At 68.4% G+C, this 15,730-nt stretch carries 14 protein-coding genes; 8 read left to right on the plus strand and 6 right to left on the minus strand.

The genetic code is table 11. The features are described 5' to 3' along the window. Nucleotides 1-6: 6 nt before the first annotated feature. From QPK29_RS22800 to QPK29_RS22815, 4 genes are read right to left on the minus strand one after another with little or no spacing between them, the layout of a single operon-like run. The gene (locus QPK29_RS22800; RefSeq protein WP_371771216.1) at nucleotides 7-750 is read right to left on the minus strand and encodes an ABC transporter ATP-binding protein; all 744 of its coding nucleotides are present in this window, start codon (nucleotides 748-750) and stop codon (nucleotides 7-9) included. Further along, entirely contained in the window at nucleotides 740-1,723 is a 984-nt protein-coding gene (locus QPK29_RS22805) for a branched-chain amino acid ABC transporter permease (RefSeq protein WP_371771217.1), read from the minus strand. Before QPK29_RS22805 ends, QPK29_RS22800 begins: the two co-directional genes overlap by 11 nt. Nucleotides 1,724-1,733: 10 nt before the next feature. Further along, nucleotides 1,734-2,618: a branched-chain amino acid ABC transporter permease gene (locus QPK29_RS22810; RefSeq protein ID WP_413671566.1), complete on the minus strand. Its 885-nt coding sequence runs from the start codon at nucleotides 2,616-2,618 to the stop codon at nucleotides 1,734-1,736. Nucleotides 2,619-2,633: 15 nt separating this feature from the next. Next, entirely contained in the window at nucleotides 2,634-3,836 is a 1,203-nt protein-coding gene (locus QPK29_RS22815) for an ABC transporter substrate-binding protein (RefSeq protein WP_371771218.1), read from the minus strand. A gap of 140 nt (nucleotides 3,837-3,976) precedes the next feature. On the opposite strand from QPK29_RS22815, the gene QPK29_RS22820 reads away from it, so the two are divergent. Genes QPK29_RS22820 through QPK29_RS22830 form a run of 3 tightly spaced genes read left to right on the plus strand, consistent with a single transcriptional unit; the run spans nucleotide 3,977 to nucleotide 6,443 of the window. After that, nucleotides 3,977-4,426, plus strand: coding sequence for a VOC family protein (locus tag QPK29_RS22820; protein ID WP_371771219.1), 450 nt, complete (start codon nucleotides 3,977-3,979; stop codon nucleotides 4,424-4,426). Between the two features lie 37 nt (nucleotides 4,427-4,463). Then, entirely contained in the window at nucleotides 4,464-5,696 is a 1,233-nt protein-coding gene (locus tag QPK29_RS22825; RefSeq protein WP_371771220.1) for an FAD binding domain-containing protein, read from the plus strand. 54 nt (nucleotides 5,697-5,750) lie between these two features. Next, a complete protein-coding gene (locus tag QPK29_RS22830; protein WP_056125793.1) occupies nucleotides 5,751-6,443 on the plus strand; it encodes a TetR/AcrR family transcriptional regulator in 693 nt (230 codons plus the stop codon). Between the two features lie 37 nt (nucleotides 6,444-6,480). On the opposite strand, the gene QPK29_RS22835 is transcribed toward QPK29_RS22830, so the two are convergent. After that, nucleotides 6,481-7,572 (minus strand): amidohydrolase family protein, encoded by a 1,092-nt coding sequence (locus tag QPK29_RS22835; protein WP_371771221.1) that lies wholly within the window; start codon nucleotides 7,570-7,572, stop codon nucleotides 6,481-6,483. A 168-nt stretch (nucleotides 7,573-7,740) separates the two neighbouring features. On the opposite strand from QPK29_RS22835, the gene QPK29_RS22840 reads away from it, so the two are divergent. The 5 genes from QPK29_RS22840 to QPK29_RS22860 all read left to right on the plus strand — a co-directional run bounded on the left by QPK29_RS22840 (nucleotide 7,741) and on the right by QPK29_RS22860 (nucleotide 14,682). Continuing rightward, the gene (locus QPK29_RS22840; RefSeq protein ID WP_371771222.1) at nucleotides 7,741-8,757 is read left to right on the plus strand and encodes a porin; all 1,017 of its coding nucleotides are present in this window, start codon (nucleotides 7,741-7,743) and stop codon (nucleotides 8,755-8,757) included. A gap of 87 nt (nucleotides 8,758-8,844) precedes the next feature. Then, the gene (locus QPK29_RS22845) at nucleotides 8,845-9,861 is read left to right on the plus strand and encodes a LacI family DNA-binding transcriptional regulator (RefSeq protein WP_056125799.1); all 1,017 of its coding nucleotides are present in this window, start codon (nucleotides 8,845-8,847) and stop codon (nucleotides 9,859-9,861) included. Nucleotides 9,862-9,984: 123 nt separating this feature from the next. Further along, nucleotides 9,985-11,970, plus strand: a complete 1,986-nt coding sequence (locus QPK29_RS22850; protein ID WP_371771223.1) for a heparinase II/III domain-containing protein — start codon at nucleotides 9,985-9,987, stop codon at nucleotides 11,968-11,970. Nucleotides 11,971-11,986: 16 nt separating this feature from the next. Then, on the plus strand, nucleotides 11,987-13,168 hold the full coding sequence (locus QPK29_RS22855) for a glycoside hydrolase family 88/105 protein (RefSeq protein ID WP_371771224.1): 1,182 nt from the start codon (nucleotides 11,987-11,989) through the stop codon (nucleotides 13,166-13,168). 173 nt (nucleotides 13,169-13,341) lie between these two features. Then, complete coding sequence (locus tag QPK29_RS22860) at nucleotides 13,342-14,682, plus strand: MFS transporter (RefSeq protein ID WP_371771225.1); 1,341 nt, start codon at nucleotides 13,342-13,344, stop codon at nucleotides 14,680-14,682. Here QPK29_RS22860 and QPK29_RS22865 read toward each other — a convergent pair. Beyond that, nucleotides 14,621-15,700: a LacI family DNA-binding transcriptional regulator gene (locus QPK29_RS22865; RefSeq protein WP_371771226.1), complete on the minus strand. Its 1,080-nt coding sequence runs from the start codon at nucleotides 15,698-15,700 to the stop codon at nucleotides 14,621-14,623. The genes QPK29_RS22860 and QPK29_RS22865 overlap by 62 nt on opposite strands. Between the last annotated feature and the right edge of the window lie 30 nt (nucleotides 15,701-15,730).

The following is a 15,730-nucleotide window of genomic DNA, read 5'->3' on the forward strand; positions in this document are numbered from 1 at the left end:
ATGTCCTCAGTGTTTTCCCAGGTAGACGCGGCGCACCTCGTCGTTGACGCGGATGTCGGCGGGCGTGCCGGCGGCGAGCAGTTCGCCGTGGTGCAGCACGACGATGCGGTCGCTGATGCCCATCACCATCTTCATCTTGTGCTCCACGAGCACGAGGGTGCGCTCGGACGCGAGCCGTTCGATCAGCGCCATCATCGTGCGCGTCTCTTCCGGACTCATGCCCGCGGTGGGTTCGTCCATCAGCAGCAGCTTCGGGTCGGCCGCGAGGGCGATGGCGATCTCCAGCGCGCGCTGCTGCCCGTGCGCCAGCTCGCGCGCCGGGCGCGCCGCGTGCTGGGCGATGCCGACGAGCTGCAGGAGGTCGCGTGCGCGCGGCTCCAGGCCGAGGGCGTCGCGACGGCCCCAGAAGTTCAGGCGCGCGACGCCGGCCTGCAGCGCGACGCGCACGTTCTCCAGCGCGGTAAAGGCGGGGAACACGTTCGTGATCTGGAACGACTTGGCCACGCCGACCCGCGCGTAATGGTGCTGGCGCAGGCGCGACACGTCGACCCCGTCGAACACGACGCGGCCGGACGACGGCGCGAAACTGCCCGACAGGAGATTGAAGAACGTGCTCTTGCCGGCGCCGTTCGGGCCGATGATCGAGGTGAGCTTGCCCCGTTCGAATTCGACGGAGACGTCGTTCAGCGCCGTGAACTTGCCGAAGCGGCGGGTCAGGCGCTCGGTACGGAGGATGATGTCAGCGGCCATGGGTCTTCTCCAGGATCGTGCCCCATACGCCTTTCGGGAAGAACAGCACGAAGAACATGAAAATCGCGCCGGCATACAGTTGCCAGTGCTCGGTCCACAGCGAGAACACGTCCTGGATCAGCAGGAACAGCGCCGCGCCCACGAACGGGCCGAAGAACGTCCCCATGCCACCCAGCAGGCAGATCATGACGACGAGGCCCGACGTCTCGTAGTGCAGGCTCTCGATGGCGACGCTGGACAGGTGGATCGCGGCGAGCGCGCCCGCGAGACCGCACAGGGCGCCGGATAGCACGAAGGCCATCAGCTTCGTGTGCTCGACGTTGAAGCCGCACGCACGGGTGCGCGCCTCGTTTTCCCGGATCGCCTCGACGGCGCCGCCGAACGGCGACGCCAGCACGCGCGAGACGGCGAGCAGCGCCACCGCCACGACGGCGAGGAACGCCAGGTATTTCGCCGTCGGATCGAGCAGGTCGACGGTCAGGCCGGGCAGATGGACCTGCGCCACGTTCACGCCGCGCAAACCGTTTTCGCCGCCCGACAGCGGGAACTGGTAGACGAGGAAGTAGACGCACTGCGCCAGCGCGAGGGTGACCATGGCGAAGTAGATGCCGCGCGTGCGGATCGCGAGCAATCCCATCGCCAGCGCCAGAACGCCGGCGACCAGCACGGCGGCGGGCAGCGCGGCCCACCACGGCGCCCCGGCCTGGGCGATCAGGATGCCGGCCGCGTACGCGCCGACGCCGAAGAACGCGGCGTGGCCGAACGACAGCATGCCCATGTAGCCGAACACCAGGTTGAACCCGACCCCGTACAGGCCGTAGATCAGGATGTTCGTCGCCACCGACTGGTTCGGGATCAGCCAGGGCAGGGCCAGCAGCACGAGGACGCTGGCCAGCACGCGGTGCGTGCGGATGCGCGCGAACGTCCCGCGCGGCGCCGCCACGTCGTACAGCGCATCGGAATGTGCATTCATGATTCCTCCCTCAATTCATCAGGCCCGCGCGGCCGAACAGGCCTTGCGGACGGACCAGCAGCACGAGCGCCATGATGACGAACATCGACACCTTGGCCGCTTCGGGCACGAACAGCACGGCCAGGCTCTCGACGACGCCGACGAGGATGCCGGCCACGATGGCGCCCACGAGCGATCCCATGCCGCCCACGACCGTCACGACGAAGGCGACGGTCAGCACCGAGCCGCCCATCTCGGGACTGATGCCCTGCATGGGCGCGGCGAGGAAACCGGCGAGGCCGGCGACGCCCGTGCCGAGGCCGAACACGATCAGCCAGACCCGCGCCACGTCGATGCCGAGGATGCGCACGATCTGCGGGTCGCGCGCCCCGGCCCGCACGATCAGGCCGAACGAGGTCTTTTCGATGAACAGCCACAGTCCGGCCAGCACGAGGACAGTCACGCCGATCACGAACAGGCGGTACAGCGGGAATTCGCCGACGAGGATGTCGGCCGAGCCCTGCAGCAGTTCCGGCGTGTCGACGGGCAGGCCCTGCTTGCCGAACGCGATGCGCACGGCTTCGACCATCACGTAGGCGAGGCCGAACGTGAGCAGCAGCGGATAGTCGATGCCGCGTCCGTACAGCGGCCGAATCAGCGTGCGCTCGACCGCCATGCCGAATGCGGCGACGACGAGGGGCACGAGCACGAGGCAGAGCCAGAAATTGGGCACGACCTGGTACAGCGCGTAGCCGGCATAGGCGCCGACCATGAAGAATGCGCCGTGGGCGAAGTTCACGACGGTGAGCATGCCGAAGATCAGCGACAGGCCGACCGCGAGCAGGACGTAGACCGCGCCGAGCGCCAGTCCGGTGAACAGCTGGAGCGCGACCAGCTGTGGTGTGATGCCATCCATGACGACCTCCGCGGTTTATTTGAAGCCCAGTTCCGCGCAGCTGCGCAGCGCGTCGGCCGACGCGGGAGCGACCTGCAGCACGGAGAAGATGTCGGGCGAGCCCTGCGGCGCCGCCTTCGACTGGATCACGAGCACCGACTGCATCGACTGGTGGTCGCATGCGCGGTAGGACTGCGGCCCCTTGTAGGTGTCGTAGCGCAGCGCCGCGAGCGCGTCGACCACCTTCTCGGTGTCGCTCGTGCCGGCCGCCTTCACGGCCTGCAGCAGCGACCGGACGGCGGAATAGGCCATCGAGCCGTAGTCCGACGGCACGGCGCCGTTGTAGGCGCGGCGGTAGCGGTCGTTCAGCGCGCGCGCCGACGGCGTCGTCGACTCGATCGCCCAGTAGTAGGAGCTGCCGCCCACGACGCCGTCGTACACGCGCGCACTTGCGGCGACGCGCGACGTGTACGTGAGCACCGGCGTCACGAACTTCGTGCGGCCCTTGAGGCCGAACTCGCCGGCCTGCTTGATCGAGATCTGGTTGTCCCGTCCGAAGTTGTTGAAGACGACGAGGTCGGGGCGCAATGCCATCAGGCGCGGCAGGTAGGGCGAGTAATCGGTGGCGCCGAGCGGATGGCGGATCTCGCCGACGACGGTCGCGCCGACTTCCTTCGCCACGCGGGTGAACCCGCGCGTCATCTCCTGGCCGTACGCATAGTCGGCCGTGAGAAAGGCGATGCGCATCCCCTTCCGGAACGCATAGCGGCCCACGGCCTGCGTCGTCATGTGCGGGTTCAGCGATTCGTGGAACGTGTAGCGCGAAAAGTCGGCCGCCTCGTTGATCGCATCGGACTGGCTGATCGAGATGTACGGCACCTTGCGCTGCCTGGTCACATTGTTCACGGCGAGCTGTGTCGCCGCCGACAGGCTGCCCACGATGAAGTCGACATGGTCCTTCTCGATCAGCTCGAGCGCGCGCGTCGCGGCTTCCGCCGGGTTGAGCTTGTCGTCGCGCACGAGCAGCTCGGCCTTGCGCCCGGCCAGGCCGCCGGCGTCGTTGAATTCGCGGATGGCCAGTTCGGCATTGCGCACCTGGTCCTGCGCCTCGGCGCCGTAGGGCCCCGTGAGGGGCACCGGCAATCCGATCCTGATCGGGCCCGTCTGCGCGCCCGCGGGGGCACACCAGGCGGCGAGGGCGATGCACGCGGCACCGGCAAGCGTGGTGGTTCGGTTCATGATGTCTCCGTTTTTAAGTGATCGTGTGATCAATAATCGGATCTTAGTCTTGGCATGTCAACAGAATTCGCTAAAAAATTGGCTTGCTAATGATCGATTGATCACATATATTTCGATCATTCGACACGAAGGAGGAGACGATGGGCATACGTAAACTGGGTCATTATTCGATCCGCACCGGCGACCTGGAAGCGTCGCGCCGCTTCTACACGGAAGTGCTCGGCATGAAGGAGGGTTTCCGTCCTCCCTTCAGGTTTCCTGGCATCTGGCTGTACCTGGGCGGCGACGAGGGCGACTTTGGCGTCGTCCACATCATCGGCATCGACCGCGACGATCCGCAGGCACTGAAGGACTACCTGGGCGACAAGGAGGAGGTGGCATTGACCGGCAGCGGCGCCGTCGACCATGTCGCCTTCCTCGCGACGGACCTGGCGGGCATGCGCGCGCGGCTCGCCGCGCGTGGCGCGCCGTTCACGGAGCGCACCGTGCCGTCGCTCGGGCTGTACCAGCTGTTCGTCGCGGACCCCAGCGGCGTGACGGTGGAACTGAATTATCCGCACGACGAAGCGCGCGCACTCGGGCTGGCCTGACGCCCGCCCATCCGATACAACGACAAAGGAGATGATCATGACGAAGGGAACCGTGGCCGTTATCGGCGGCTCGCTGGGCGGGCTGTTCGCGGCCAACCTGCTGCTGCGCGCGGGCTGGGAGGTCAATGTGTATGAACGGGTGAGCGAGGAGCTGGCGGAACGCGGCGCCGGCGTCGTCACCCATCCGGAACTGTTCGACGTCCTCGCGGCGCTCGGCATCGACGACGCGGACATCGGTGTCGAGGTCGCGTCGCGCCTGACGCTGGATCGGGACGGCGGCGTGGTCGGCGAGCACGCGCATCCCCAGGTCCTCACGGCGTGGGGGCGGCTGTATGCGCTGCTGCGCGCGGCCCTGCCGGACGCCTGCTACCACAGCGGCAGGCACGTCGTCGGCGTCGACCAGGACGAGCACGGCGTGACGGCCAGCTTCGCCGACGGGACGCGCGCGACGGCCGACCTGCTGGTCGCGGCCGACGGCATCCGCTCGTCCGTGCGCCAGCTGCTGGCGCCGGACGTCCAGCCGAGGTACGCCGGCTACGTGGCGTGGCGCGGCCTCGTCGACGAGAGCGCCCTCAGCGCGGAAACGCACGCGCGCCTGTTCGGCCACTTCGGCTTCTGCCTGCCGCCGCGCGAACAGATGCTGGGCTATCCCGTGGCCGGCGCGGGCAACGCGATGGAGCCGGGACGGCGGCGCTACAACTTCGTGTGGTACCGTCCCGCCGACGAGGCCGAGGTGCTGCGCCTGTCGACGGACGACGCGGGCCGCGTGTACGAAAAGGGGATTCCGCCGCCGCTGATCGCCGGGTCGGTGCTGCGCGAGATCCGTGCCGTCGCCGGACAGTCGCTGGCGCCGCAATTCGCGGAAGTCGTCGCCCGCACCGCCCAGCCGTTCTTCCAGCCGATCTACGACCTCGAATCGCCGCGGCTCGTGTTCGGGCGGGTGGCGCTGCTGGGCGACGCCGCGTTCGTCGCGCGACCCCATTGCGGCATGGGCGTGACCAAGGCGGCGGGCGACGCCCAGGCGCTGGCGGGCTGGCTGGCGCGGCTGCCGGTCGGGCCCGCGCTCGAAGCCTACTCGCGCGAGCGCGTGGCGTACGGCATGCGCATCGTCGCCCATGCGCGCCATCTCGGCGCCTACATGCAGGCGCAACTGGCCACCGAGCACGAGATGCGAATGGCGGAGCGCTACCGCACCCCGGACGCCGTCATGCGCGAGACGGCGGTGCCGCCCCGTTTCGACGAGGCCGGCGCGCATGCGGCTGCCGGCTAAGTTGTCAAACGATAACCGAGCCCCTATACTCGATCCACACGGAAAAGGGCCAGCATGAGTTCGAGTATCGAGAAGAAGACGCGCGCGAAACAAGCGGCCGGCGCGGCGGCCGCCCCGGAAGGCACGCGCCGCCTCGCGCGCGAGGACCGCGAGCAGCTGATCGTGCAGAAGGCGATCAAGTACTTCGCCACGTACGGCTTCGGCGCCAGCACGCGCGACCTGGCGAAGGAAATCGGGGTCTCGCAACCGCTGCTGTACCGCTACTTCCCGAACAAGGAGGCGCTGGCCGACCGTGTGTTCCAGGAGGTGTACCTGTCGCGCTGGAATCCGGACTGGGAAGACATCCTTAGGGACCGCGCGCGGCCGCTGGCGGACCGCCTGCTCGAGTTCTACCAGCAGTACGGCCGCGTGATCCTGAAGAGCGACTGGATCCGCATCTTCATCTTTGCCGGCCTCACGCGCGAAGGCATCAACAACCGCTACCTGGCGCGCCTGCGCGAGCGGATCTTCGACGTGATCCTCGCCGAACTACGGCGCCAGTACAAGATCGCCGATCCGACGCCGCAGCAGTACGAGGACGAGATCGAATTCATCTGGGGCCTGCACGCGGCGATCTTCTATGTCGGCGTGCGCAAATGGGTCTACGGGTTGCAGGTGCCGAAGGACCTCGACCGCCTGATCGACCAGCACGTCCATGCCTTCCTCGACAGCGCGCCCGCCGTGCTGAAACGCATCCGCAAGGCCTAGGCGGCATGCGCGGGCGGCCGCCCGCGCATTCGATCCATTATGCGAGTCCCAGCAGGCGGCGCGCGTTGCCGCCCAGGATCGCGGCCTTGTCCGTGTCCGTCAGGCCCGGCGTGGCCAGCACGTGGTCGACGGGCTTGTCGGACCATGGAAACGGATGGTCGGACCCGAGCACGACCTGCGACGCGCCGACCTGGCGCACGAGATTGCCCAGCGCTTCCCGCGTGAACACGAGGCTGTCGAAATACAGCTGGTTCACGTACTCGCCCGGCTTCTTCTTGAGCGCCGGCCCGTGCGAACACGCGCCGGGGTTGACGAAGCAGCCGTGGTCCATGCGCGCGGCCGACGCTGCGACGTAGCCGCCGCCATGCGCGGCGCAGATCTTCAGCGCGGGAAACTTGTCGAGCACCCCTTCGAAGATCATGTGCTGCAGGGCGATCGTCGTCTCCAGCGGATACCCGATCACGTTCGCCATCCACCCGTTGCCTTCGAAGCGCTTGGCCAGTTCCGGCACACCCGTCGGGTGGACGAAGAGGGCGGCGCCCAGTTCTTCCGCCTTCGCCCACACGGGATGGAAGCGCGGGTCGGCGAAGTCGGCGCCGGCCACGCTGCCGCCGATCGCGGCACCGCGCAACCCGAGCTTGCGCACGGCGTATTCCAGTTCGCGTACGGCCAGGTCGGGATGCTGGAGCGACAGCGACGCGAACGCGGCGAAGCGGTCGGGCCGGGCCGCGCACAGTTCCGCCAGCTTTTCGTTCTGCAGGCGGACGATCCGCGCCGACGTGTTGCGTTCCTGCGTGTACCAGAACGGGTTAATGCTCAACACCTCCATGTCGACGCCCTGCGCATCCATCGCCGCGATCCGTTCGTCGACCACGATCACGCATTCGCGGCCGCCCTTCATGGTCTGCGGATACAGCGCGTACACGTCCATGCCCATCAGCGCGAGCGCGGCCGGGATCACGCAGTGCGCGTGCACGTCGATCGTGCGGGGCGCGCCCACTGGGCGTCCGGGCGCGCGTTGCGCCGGCGCCACGGCCGCGCGCGCGGCGCCCAGCACGCCGCAGCCGGTGAGCAGGATGCCGCCGATCGTGCCCGCGCCTTGTCCGAGAAACTGTCTTCGATTCGTCATTGCTGTCTCCGTTAGTGATAGATCGATCATCAATTGTTCTGTGACTTGCCCCTCGGTTTCGCATTCCTGCAACGCTTAAAACGTTTTTTTGCGCCGGGTGCGCCGCAGGTATACAAAACTAAGTGATCGAACGATAATCTAAATACACATCAATGACAAGGAGACGGTATGAAACGGATTGGCAAGGCGGCGGTTCTGGCGGTGACGGTCGTGCTCGCGCGCGGCGCGTGCGCGCAGTCGGCGGTGCAGGTGTACGGGGTGCTCGACGTGTGGGCCGGGCGCTCGGAAACGAGCGCCGGCGGGCCTGCGACCACGATGGTCGGCAACGGCGGCATGCAGACGTCGTTCTGGGGCCTGGGCGGCAGCGAGGACCTGGGTGGGATGAAGGCGATCTACGCGATCGAAGGCTACCTGCAGGTCGACACCGGCACGGCCGGGCGCACGTCCACGGACGCGATGTTTGCGCGCAACGCCTTCGTGGGCCTGCAGGGCGCCGCGGGCGAGATCCGGCTCGGGCGCATCCTGAACCCGCTGTTCGTCGCGACGGCGCAGGCGAATCCGTTCGGCGGATCGATCCGCCTGGCACCGCTGCTGGCCCAGATCTGGTCCGTGCCGATGGGACGCGCCGTGGCGGGCGACACGAGCTGGGACAACGTCGTGGCGTACACCACGCCATCCATGGGCGGCGTGAAGGCGACCGTGATGGCCGGCCTCGGCGAAACGCGGGCCGGCACGGCGACGAACAACCTGAACGCCACGCTGACGTACGGCGCCGGTCCGGTGGCGGCCACCGTCAGCGTGCAGCGCGTGCGGGTCGGACCCGGCCTCGCGCAGATCGGCCGCTCGGAACAGAAGACGTATTTCGCCGGCGGCAGCTACGACCTGGGCGGCATGAAGTTGTACGCGTCCTGGGACAAGGCGGACGGCAGCGCGCCCGACCTGGCGGCGAAGACGTGGCAGGCGGGTGCGGCGCTGCCCGCGGGCCGCGGCAACGTCCTCGCATCGTGGGCGCGCACGACGACCCGTTCGCCGGGGTTGCCCGCGGGCCGGCGCGACACGGGCGCGGCGGGCTACGACTGGCTGCTGTCGCGGCGCACCGACCTGTACGCGGTGGCGCAGACCGACAGGCTCGCCGGAGCCGACCGGGCACGAACGTATGCATTCGGCGTGCGCCACCGGTTCTGAGCGGCGCCCGCGCCGTCTTGCCTATTCAGAACGATTTAGGTAACGTGGCAGGCGTGCGACCTTGGCGGCGCGGAAAATGGGATCGGAATGCAGAAGACAAGTACGTTGACGGAAGTGGCCGAGGAGGCGGGTGTATCGCTGATCACGGCGTCGCGCGCGCTGCGCGGCGTGGGCCGGGTGGCGAAGGAGACGCGCGAACGCGTGCTCGCGGCGGCCGCGAAGCTGGACTATACGCCGGACATGCTCGCGCAGAAGATGCGGGGCGGGAACTCGGGCCTCGTCGGCGTGTTCGTCAACGGCTTCCGCTCGCTCGTGATGCACGAGCTGCTCAGCGCCATCAACGACGAGGCGCGCCGGCTCGGCTTCGACCTCATCGTCTTCAACGCCGACCATTTCGACGATGCGCGCCGCGCCGGCACGGCCGAGATGCTGCGCAAGCTGTGCGACGGCCTGCTCCTGCTGCTGCCGGACGCGAACGACGGCCTGCTGGACAAGCTGGAACGCGCGCACGCCCCGTGCGTGCTGGTGAGCTTCGCGGCGCGCCCGATCGACCTGCCCGTCGTCCTCGGCTCCAACCGCATGGCGGCGAAGAGCGCCGTCGAGCACCTGCTCGGGCTGGGCCACCGCCGCATCGCCTTCATCGCCGGTACGTCGTTCACGGGCCAGAGCGAGGAACGCCAGCGCGGCTACGAGGATGCGCTGCGCGCGGCCGGCATCGCGCTCGAGCCGGCTTATCTGCGCCAGGGCGATTTCAACGATGCCAGCGGATTTACGGAGACCCAGGCGCTTCTTGAACTGCCGGCACCGCCCACCGCGATCTTCGCCGCCAACGACGCGATGGCGTTCGGCGCCATGGACGCCATTTCCGACGCCGGGCTGAAGGTGCCGGACGATCTCTCCGTCGTCGGCTTCGACGACGTGATCCGCGCGGCCGTCGTCTTCCCCAAGCTCACCACCGTGCGCCAGCCGCTGAACGAGATCGCCGTGCGCGCCGTCGCGGAACTGGTCGACGCCATGCGCAACGGCCGGGCCGAGGGCTTCCGCATCGAGCTGCCGGCCCGCCTCGTCATCCGCGATTCCACGGGGCCTGCACCGAAGGGCTGACGGCCCCGATGACATCGTTACCACCCCACCGCGCTCTCTGAATCGACCACCAGGTTGAGCGAAACCCTATTGTCTTTTGCGAACGTGAGTGGTAACGTTGTCACAACTCATCAGGGAGACGACATGAACCGAAGGAATGCGCTGACCCGCGGACTGGGTGCGCTGGCGCTGCTGGGCACGCCCGGCCTGCGCGCGGCGGCCGGACCGGCGGGAGAGCAGGGCGGCGCGGCCCCGGCGCCGCGCGTGCCCAAGCGCTACCTGCGTGCCGTCGTCGACGAGGCCTTGCTGCGCCGCCGCCTGCCGCCGCCCGGGGCGTGGCATCCGTATCCGCGGGCGGGCGACCGCGCCGCGTGGGCGCAGGTGCCGGCCGACGTGGCCGCGGCGCTGATCGCCCGCGCCGACGCCTGGCTGGGCACCGAGTGGCCGCAACTGCCGGCCAGCCTGTTCCTGGAATTCGCGGAAACCGGCAACCGCACGCATTACGAACAACGCTATTTCGAGCGCCGCAGCCGCCTGGCGGGCTTCGTGCTGGCCGAATGCGTGCAGGGGCAGGGCCGCTACCTGCACGCGATCGCGGACGGCGTCTGGCACGTGTGCGAGGAAACCTTCTGGGGCCTGCCGGCCCACAGCGGCATGTTCGAGCGCGGCGTCGGCCTGCCGGATGCGGACGAACCCGTGATCGACCTGTTCGCGGCGGAGACGGGCGTCACGCTGGCGTATGTCCATGAACTCGTGGGCGAGCAGTTGCGCGCGGTGTCGCCGCTGCTCCCCTTGCGCATCGCGGCGGAAGTGAAGCGCCGCATCCTCGATCCGGGTTTTACGCGCGACGACTTCAAGTGGATGGGCCTGAAGGACAAGAAGGAACCGCTGAACAACTGGACGTCGTGGATCGCTTCCAGCTGGCTGGAGGCGAACCTGTTGCTGGAGCCGGATCCGGCGCGCCGCATCGCGGCCACGTTGAAGATCTGCCGCTGCCTGGACGGCTTCCTGGAAGACTATTCGGACGACGGCGCATGCGAAGAGGGCCCCGGTTACTGGACGCTGTCCGCCGGTCCCTACCTCGACAGCCTGATGGCGCTGGACTCCGCGACCGGCTCGGCGGTGAACCTGGCGGCCGACCCGTTCGTGCGCCGCATGGGCCATTACGTGCTGGACGTGCACGTGGCGGGCGACTGGTACGTGAACTATGGCGATGCGCACGCGAAGGTACACCATTCGCCGCCGCTGCTGCACCGCTTCGGCCGCGCCACGGGGGACGCCGACCTGGCCGCGTTCGGTGCGTTCCGTGCGCCCGCGCGCGGCATCGCGTTGTCCGACCAGGGCCGGCTCGCGCGCGACGTGGCCGACGTGCTGGAGGTCGCGCGCATGCGTTCGACCCAAGGCCGCGACGCCCTGCAGCGCGCGTCCTGGTATCCCGCCCTCGGCCTGATGACGGCGCGCGCGCAGGGCGGCTCGGCGCAGGGATTCTTCCTGGCCGCGCAGGCGGCGTCGAACGCGCGCAGCCACGGCCACCACGATTCCGGCAGCTTCATCGTGTTCCACGACGGCCAGCCGGTGTTCGTGGACCCCGGCGTCGAAGCCTATACGGCGAAGACGTTCAGCAAGGACCGGTACACCATCTGGACCATGCAGTCGGGCTGGCACAACCTGCCGCTCGTGGGCGGCCGGATGCAGGTCGGGCGGGATGCGCGCGACCGCGCGAGCCGGGTGCGCGTCGACGATATGGGCATGACGATGGACCTGGCAACCGCGTACGGCCCCGAGGCGGGCATCAGGACGTGGGAACGGCGCATCGCGCTCGACCGCGCCGCCGGCACGGTGAACCTGCGCGAGACGTTCGCGCTGGCCCGTCCCGCGCCCGTGGCCCTCGTCTTCGTCACGCCGCGCAAGCCCGATGCGGCGCAGGCTGGCGTCGTGGCGCTGCCCGTGGCAGGGGGCCGGACGGTGCACCTGAAGTTCGATCCGCGCGCGCTGCGTGCCGACGTCGAACGCCTGGCGCTGGACGACGCGGGCCTGAAGCATGAATGGGGCGACGCGCTGTACCGAATCCGGCTGGCGTCCGCGCAGCCGCTCGGCAGCGGCGACTTGAACGTAGCGATAGCGACTTGACACCTGAAGGATTCACATGAAGAAGCGAACGATGGCGGCCATCCTGGCGGGCGGCATGCTCCTGCTGGCCGGCTGCGCGGACATGAGCGCAGGCATGAGCGCAAAGCGCGCCACCGCCCCGGCACACGAGGCGCGCACCACGATCCCGACGCGGGCCGAAGCGCTCGCCGTCATCGACAAGGTGAACGGCTACTGGCAGCGCACGACGCCGCCGACGGAATGGTCGTTCTGGAACGTGGCCGTCTACCACACGGGCAACCTGGCGGCCTACGAGGTCACGCACAACGAAGCGTACCGCCAGTATTCCGAACGGTGGGCCGAGTACAACGGCTGGAAGGGCGCCAAGTCCGATAACAAGGCCGAGTGGAAGCTCACGTACGGCGAGACGGACGACCACGTGCTGTTCGGCGACTGGCAGGTCTGCTTCCAGAGCTATATCGACCTGTACCGCCTCGGCCCGCAGGACCCGCGCCGCGTCGCGCGCGCGCGCGAGGTGATGGGCCACGAGATCGGCACGGACCGCGTCGACTACTGGTGGTGGGCGGACGGCCTGTACATGGTCATGCCCGTGATGACGAAGATGTACCACCTGACGGGCGACCGGCGCTATCTCGACAAGATGGTCGCGTACTTCGAGTACGCGAACAGCCTGATGTACGACCCCGAGACGCATTTGTACTACCGCGACGCGCGCTACGTCTACCCGCAGCACCAGAGCGTGAACGGCAAGAAGGACTTCTGGGCGCGCGGCGACGGCTGGGTGTTCGCCGCGCTGGCCAAGGTGCTCGCGGACCTGCCGCGCGACGATCCGTACCGCCCGATGTTCGAGGAGCGCTTCCGCGCGATGGCGCAGACGCTGAAAGGCATCCAGGCGCCGGAGGGTTACTGGACGCGCAGCCTTCTCGACCCGGCCCACGCGCCGGGCCCGGAAACGAGCGGCACCGCGTTCTTCACCTACGGCATGCTGTGGGGTATCAACAACGGTCTGCTGGACCGCGGCACGTACCTGCCGGTGGCGGCGAAGGGCTGGGACTACCTGACCCGCACCGCGATCCAGGCCGACGGCAAGGTCGGCTACGTACAGCCGATCGGCGACCGCGCGATTCCCGGCCAGGTGGTGGACCGCAACTCGACGGCGCATTTCGGCGTGGGCGCGGTGCTGCTGGTCGCGTCCGAAATGGCGAAACTGACCCACTGATTTCTCTCCTTCGCGGGCCACCGTGCCCGTGTTCGGCCTGCCCAGGGATGGCAGGTCTTTTTTTTTGCCAATTTCCCAAAACCGGGGTCTGACCCCGGTTTTGGGAAATTAAAAGCTTGCGCTTTTTTTAAGCTGCGGCGATGCTTTAGCTCTTGTTAGTGGGAAACGCGTCCATGTTGGAAGACAAAAGCGCCCACGCCGTCGGTACGTTGCGTTATACGACGGCGGGCCTCGCCATCGTCATGTTCTGGCTGCTGTTCGGCGAGTTCGCCATCGCTTTCCGCGACCGCTCGGCCATCCCGGGCGTCATGGAACTGCTGCGCCAGCACCACGCCAGCGATACGATGATCGCGGTGCTCGTGTCCGCGCTGCCGGCGCTGCTGGGCGCCGTGCTCGTCCCCATCGTCGGCTTCCGCTCCGACCGTTTCCGCAGCCGCTGGGGCAGGCGGCTGCCGTTCCTGATGGGGATCACGCCCGTCGCCGCGCTCGTGCTGATCGCGCTCGGCAACTGCGCCACGTTCGGCCGCGTCACCGACCAGGTGCTCGGGACGCTGTCGCCCGGCGTGGATGCGTGCGTGCTCGCGTGGTTCTGCCTGTTCTGGACCGTGTTCGAAGGCGTCGCGCTCGTCACGCTCGCGCTGTACGCGGGGCTCGTCAACGACATCGTGCCGCGCCCCGTGCTCGGACGCTTCTACGCGGCGTTTCGCATCGTCAGCCTCGTCGCCGGCATCCTGTTCAACCTGTGGTTCTTCCGCCTGACCGAACACCACCTGCGCGAAGTCTTCCTCGGCATCGGCCTGTTCTTCGGCGTCGCCGTCATGCTCATGTGCCTGCGCCTCAAGGAGGGAGAGTATGGCCCGCCGTCGGTGGATGGCCAGGATGCCGTGACGTGGCGCGCGATGGGCCGCGCGTATTGGCGCGAATGCCTGTCGGACCGCTACTTCCTGCTCGTGTTCTTCGCCCTGACGGCGTCCGAGCTGACGTTCATGCCGTTCAATACGTTCTCGCAGCTGTACGCGGAATCGATCGGCATGGACAAGGCCACCCTCGGCCGCCTGCTCGCCCTGTCGTACACCTTGTCGATCGGGCTGTCGTCCGTGATCGGCTGGCTCGTCGACCGCTACAGCGCCGCGAGCGTGACGGTGTGGGCCATGGGTCTGTACCTGTGCGTGGGCGCCGGCGGCTTCCTCGCGGTACACGACCTGCAGAGTTTCGCGGTCGTCTACGTGCTGCATGCGGTCGTGGCGGGCACGTATTACACGGCGTCCGCCTCGCTGCCGATGGTGCTGTTCCCGCGCGCCCGCTTCCTGCAGTTCGACGGCGCCAAGCGCTTCCTGTTCTCCACGTCCAACATCGTGCTGAGCTTCCTGCTCGGTCCCCTGCTCGACGCGACGGGCCACTTCTACGGCCTGACCCTGCTCGTCGGCGGCCTGCTGGCGGGGACCAGCCTGGTCATGTTCCGGACACTGGCACGCGCCGCGCGCGGGCGGGTCGGCGCGGCGTCGTCGGCATAGACGCCGCCTGCGGCGCCGGTCCCGTCGAATCGCGCACGGTGAGCCTGGCGGGGAAGGCGATGCGCGCGGGGCCGGTCATCTGGCCCGCGATCATGCCCACCACTTCGCGCACGGCATAGGCTGCGATCGTATCGAACGGCTGGTGCATCGTCGTCAGCTTCGGGAACACGCAGCTGGCGGTCGGGATGTCGTCGAAGCCGATCACGGAGATGTCGTGCGGGACCTTCAAGCCGCGGCTGTTGATGGCGTCGATGGCGCCGAACGCCATCTCGTCGTTCGCGGCGAAGATGGCGGTCGGCGGGACGGGGAGGGCGAGCAGCTGTTCCGTCGCCGCATAGCCGCCCGGCTGCACGAACGCGCCGTTGACGACGAGCGCCGGGTCGGCCGCGATGCCGGCCGCCAGCAGCGCATCGACGTAGCCCCGTTCGCGCTCCGCGCTCTGCCCCGTGCCCGGATTGCCGGCGATATAGGCGATGCGGCGGTGGCCCAGCTCCAGCAGGTGGTTCACGGCCACGCGCGCGCCGAGGCGGTTTTCCGCCGCCACGACGGGCACCGCGAGGGGACGCGCATCGAAGCAGATCACGACGCTGGCCACCTGCTGGCGCTCGATGGCGTCCAGGAAGCGGTCGTCCGCACCGGGCATCACGACCATCAATCCGTCGCACAGCTTGCCCAGCAGGTCGCACGTCGCCATGCGGTCCGGACTGTCGAAGCGTTCCGCGTTGAACAGCAGCAGGTCGTAGCCCTGGGCGCGCGCGTGCGTGCTCAACGCGCGGATGATCTCGTGCAGCACGACGGGGCCGTAATTGTTGACGAACACGCCGAGCAGCCGGCTGCGGTCCCCGCGCATGCGGCGCGCCAGCGGATCGGGCGTGTAATGCAATTGGGCGGCCGCGGCCATGATGCGCTCGCGCGTCTCGGCCGACACATAACCTGCGCCGCGGATCGCGCGCGATGCCGTGATCGGGGCCACGCCCGCGAGCCGGGCGACTTCACTGAGTTTGCTGACTTTACGCATGGGTCGAAGTCTGACGGAAAAATGAGACAA

It is taken from the genome of Massilia orientalis, from assembly GCF_030411975.2.
GTDB classification, from domain to species: Bacteria; Pseudomonadota; Gammaproteobacteria; order Burkholderiales; family Burkholderiaceae_D; genus Telluria; species Telluria orientalis.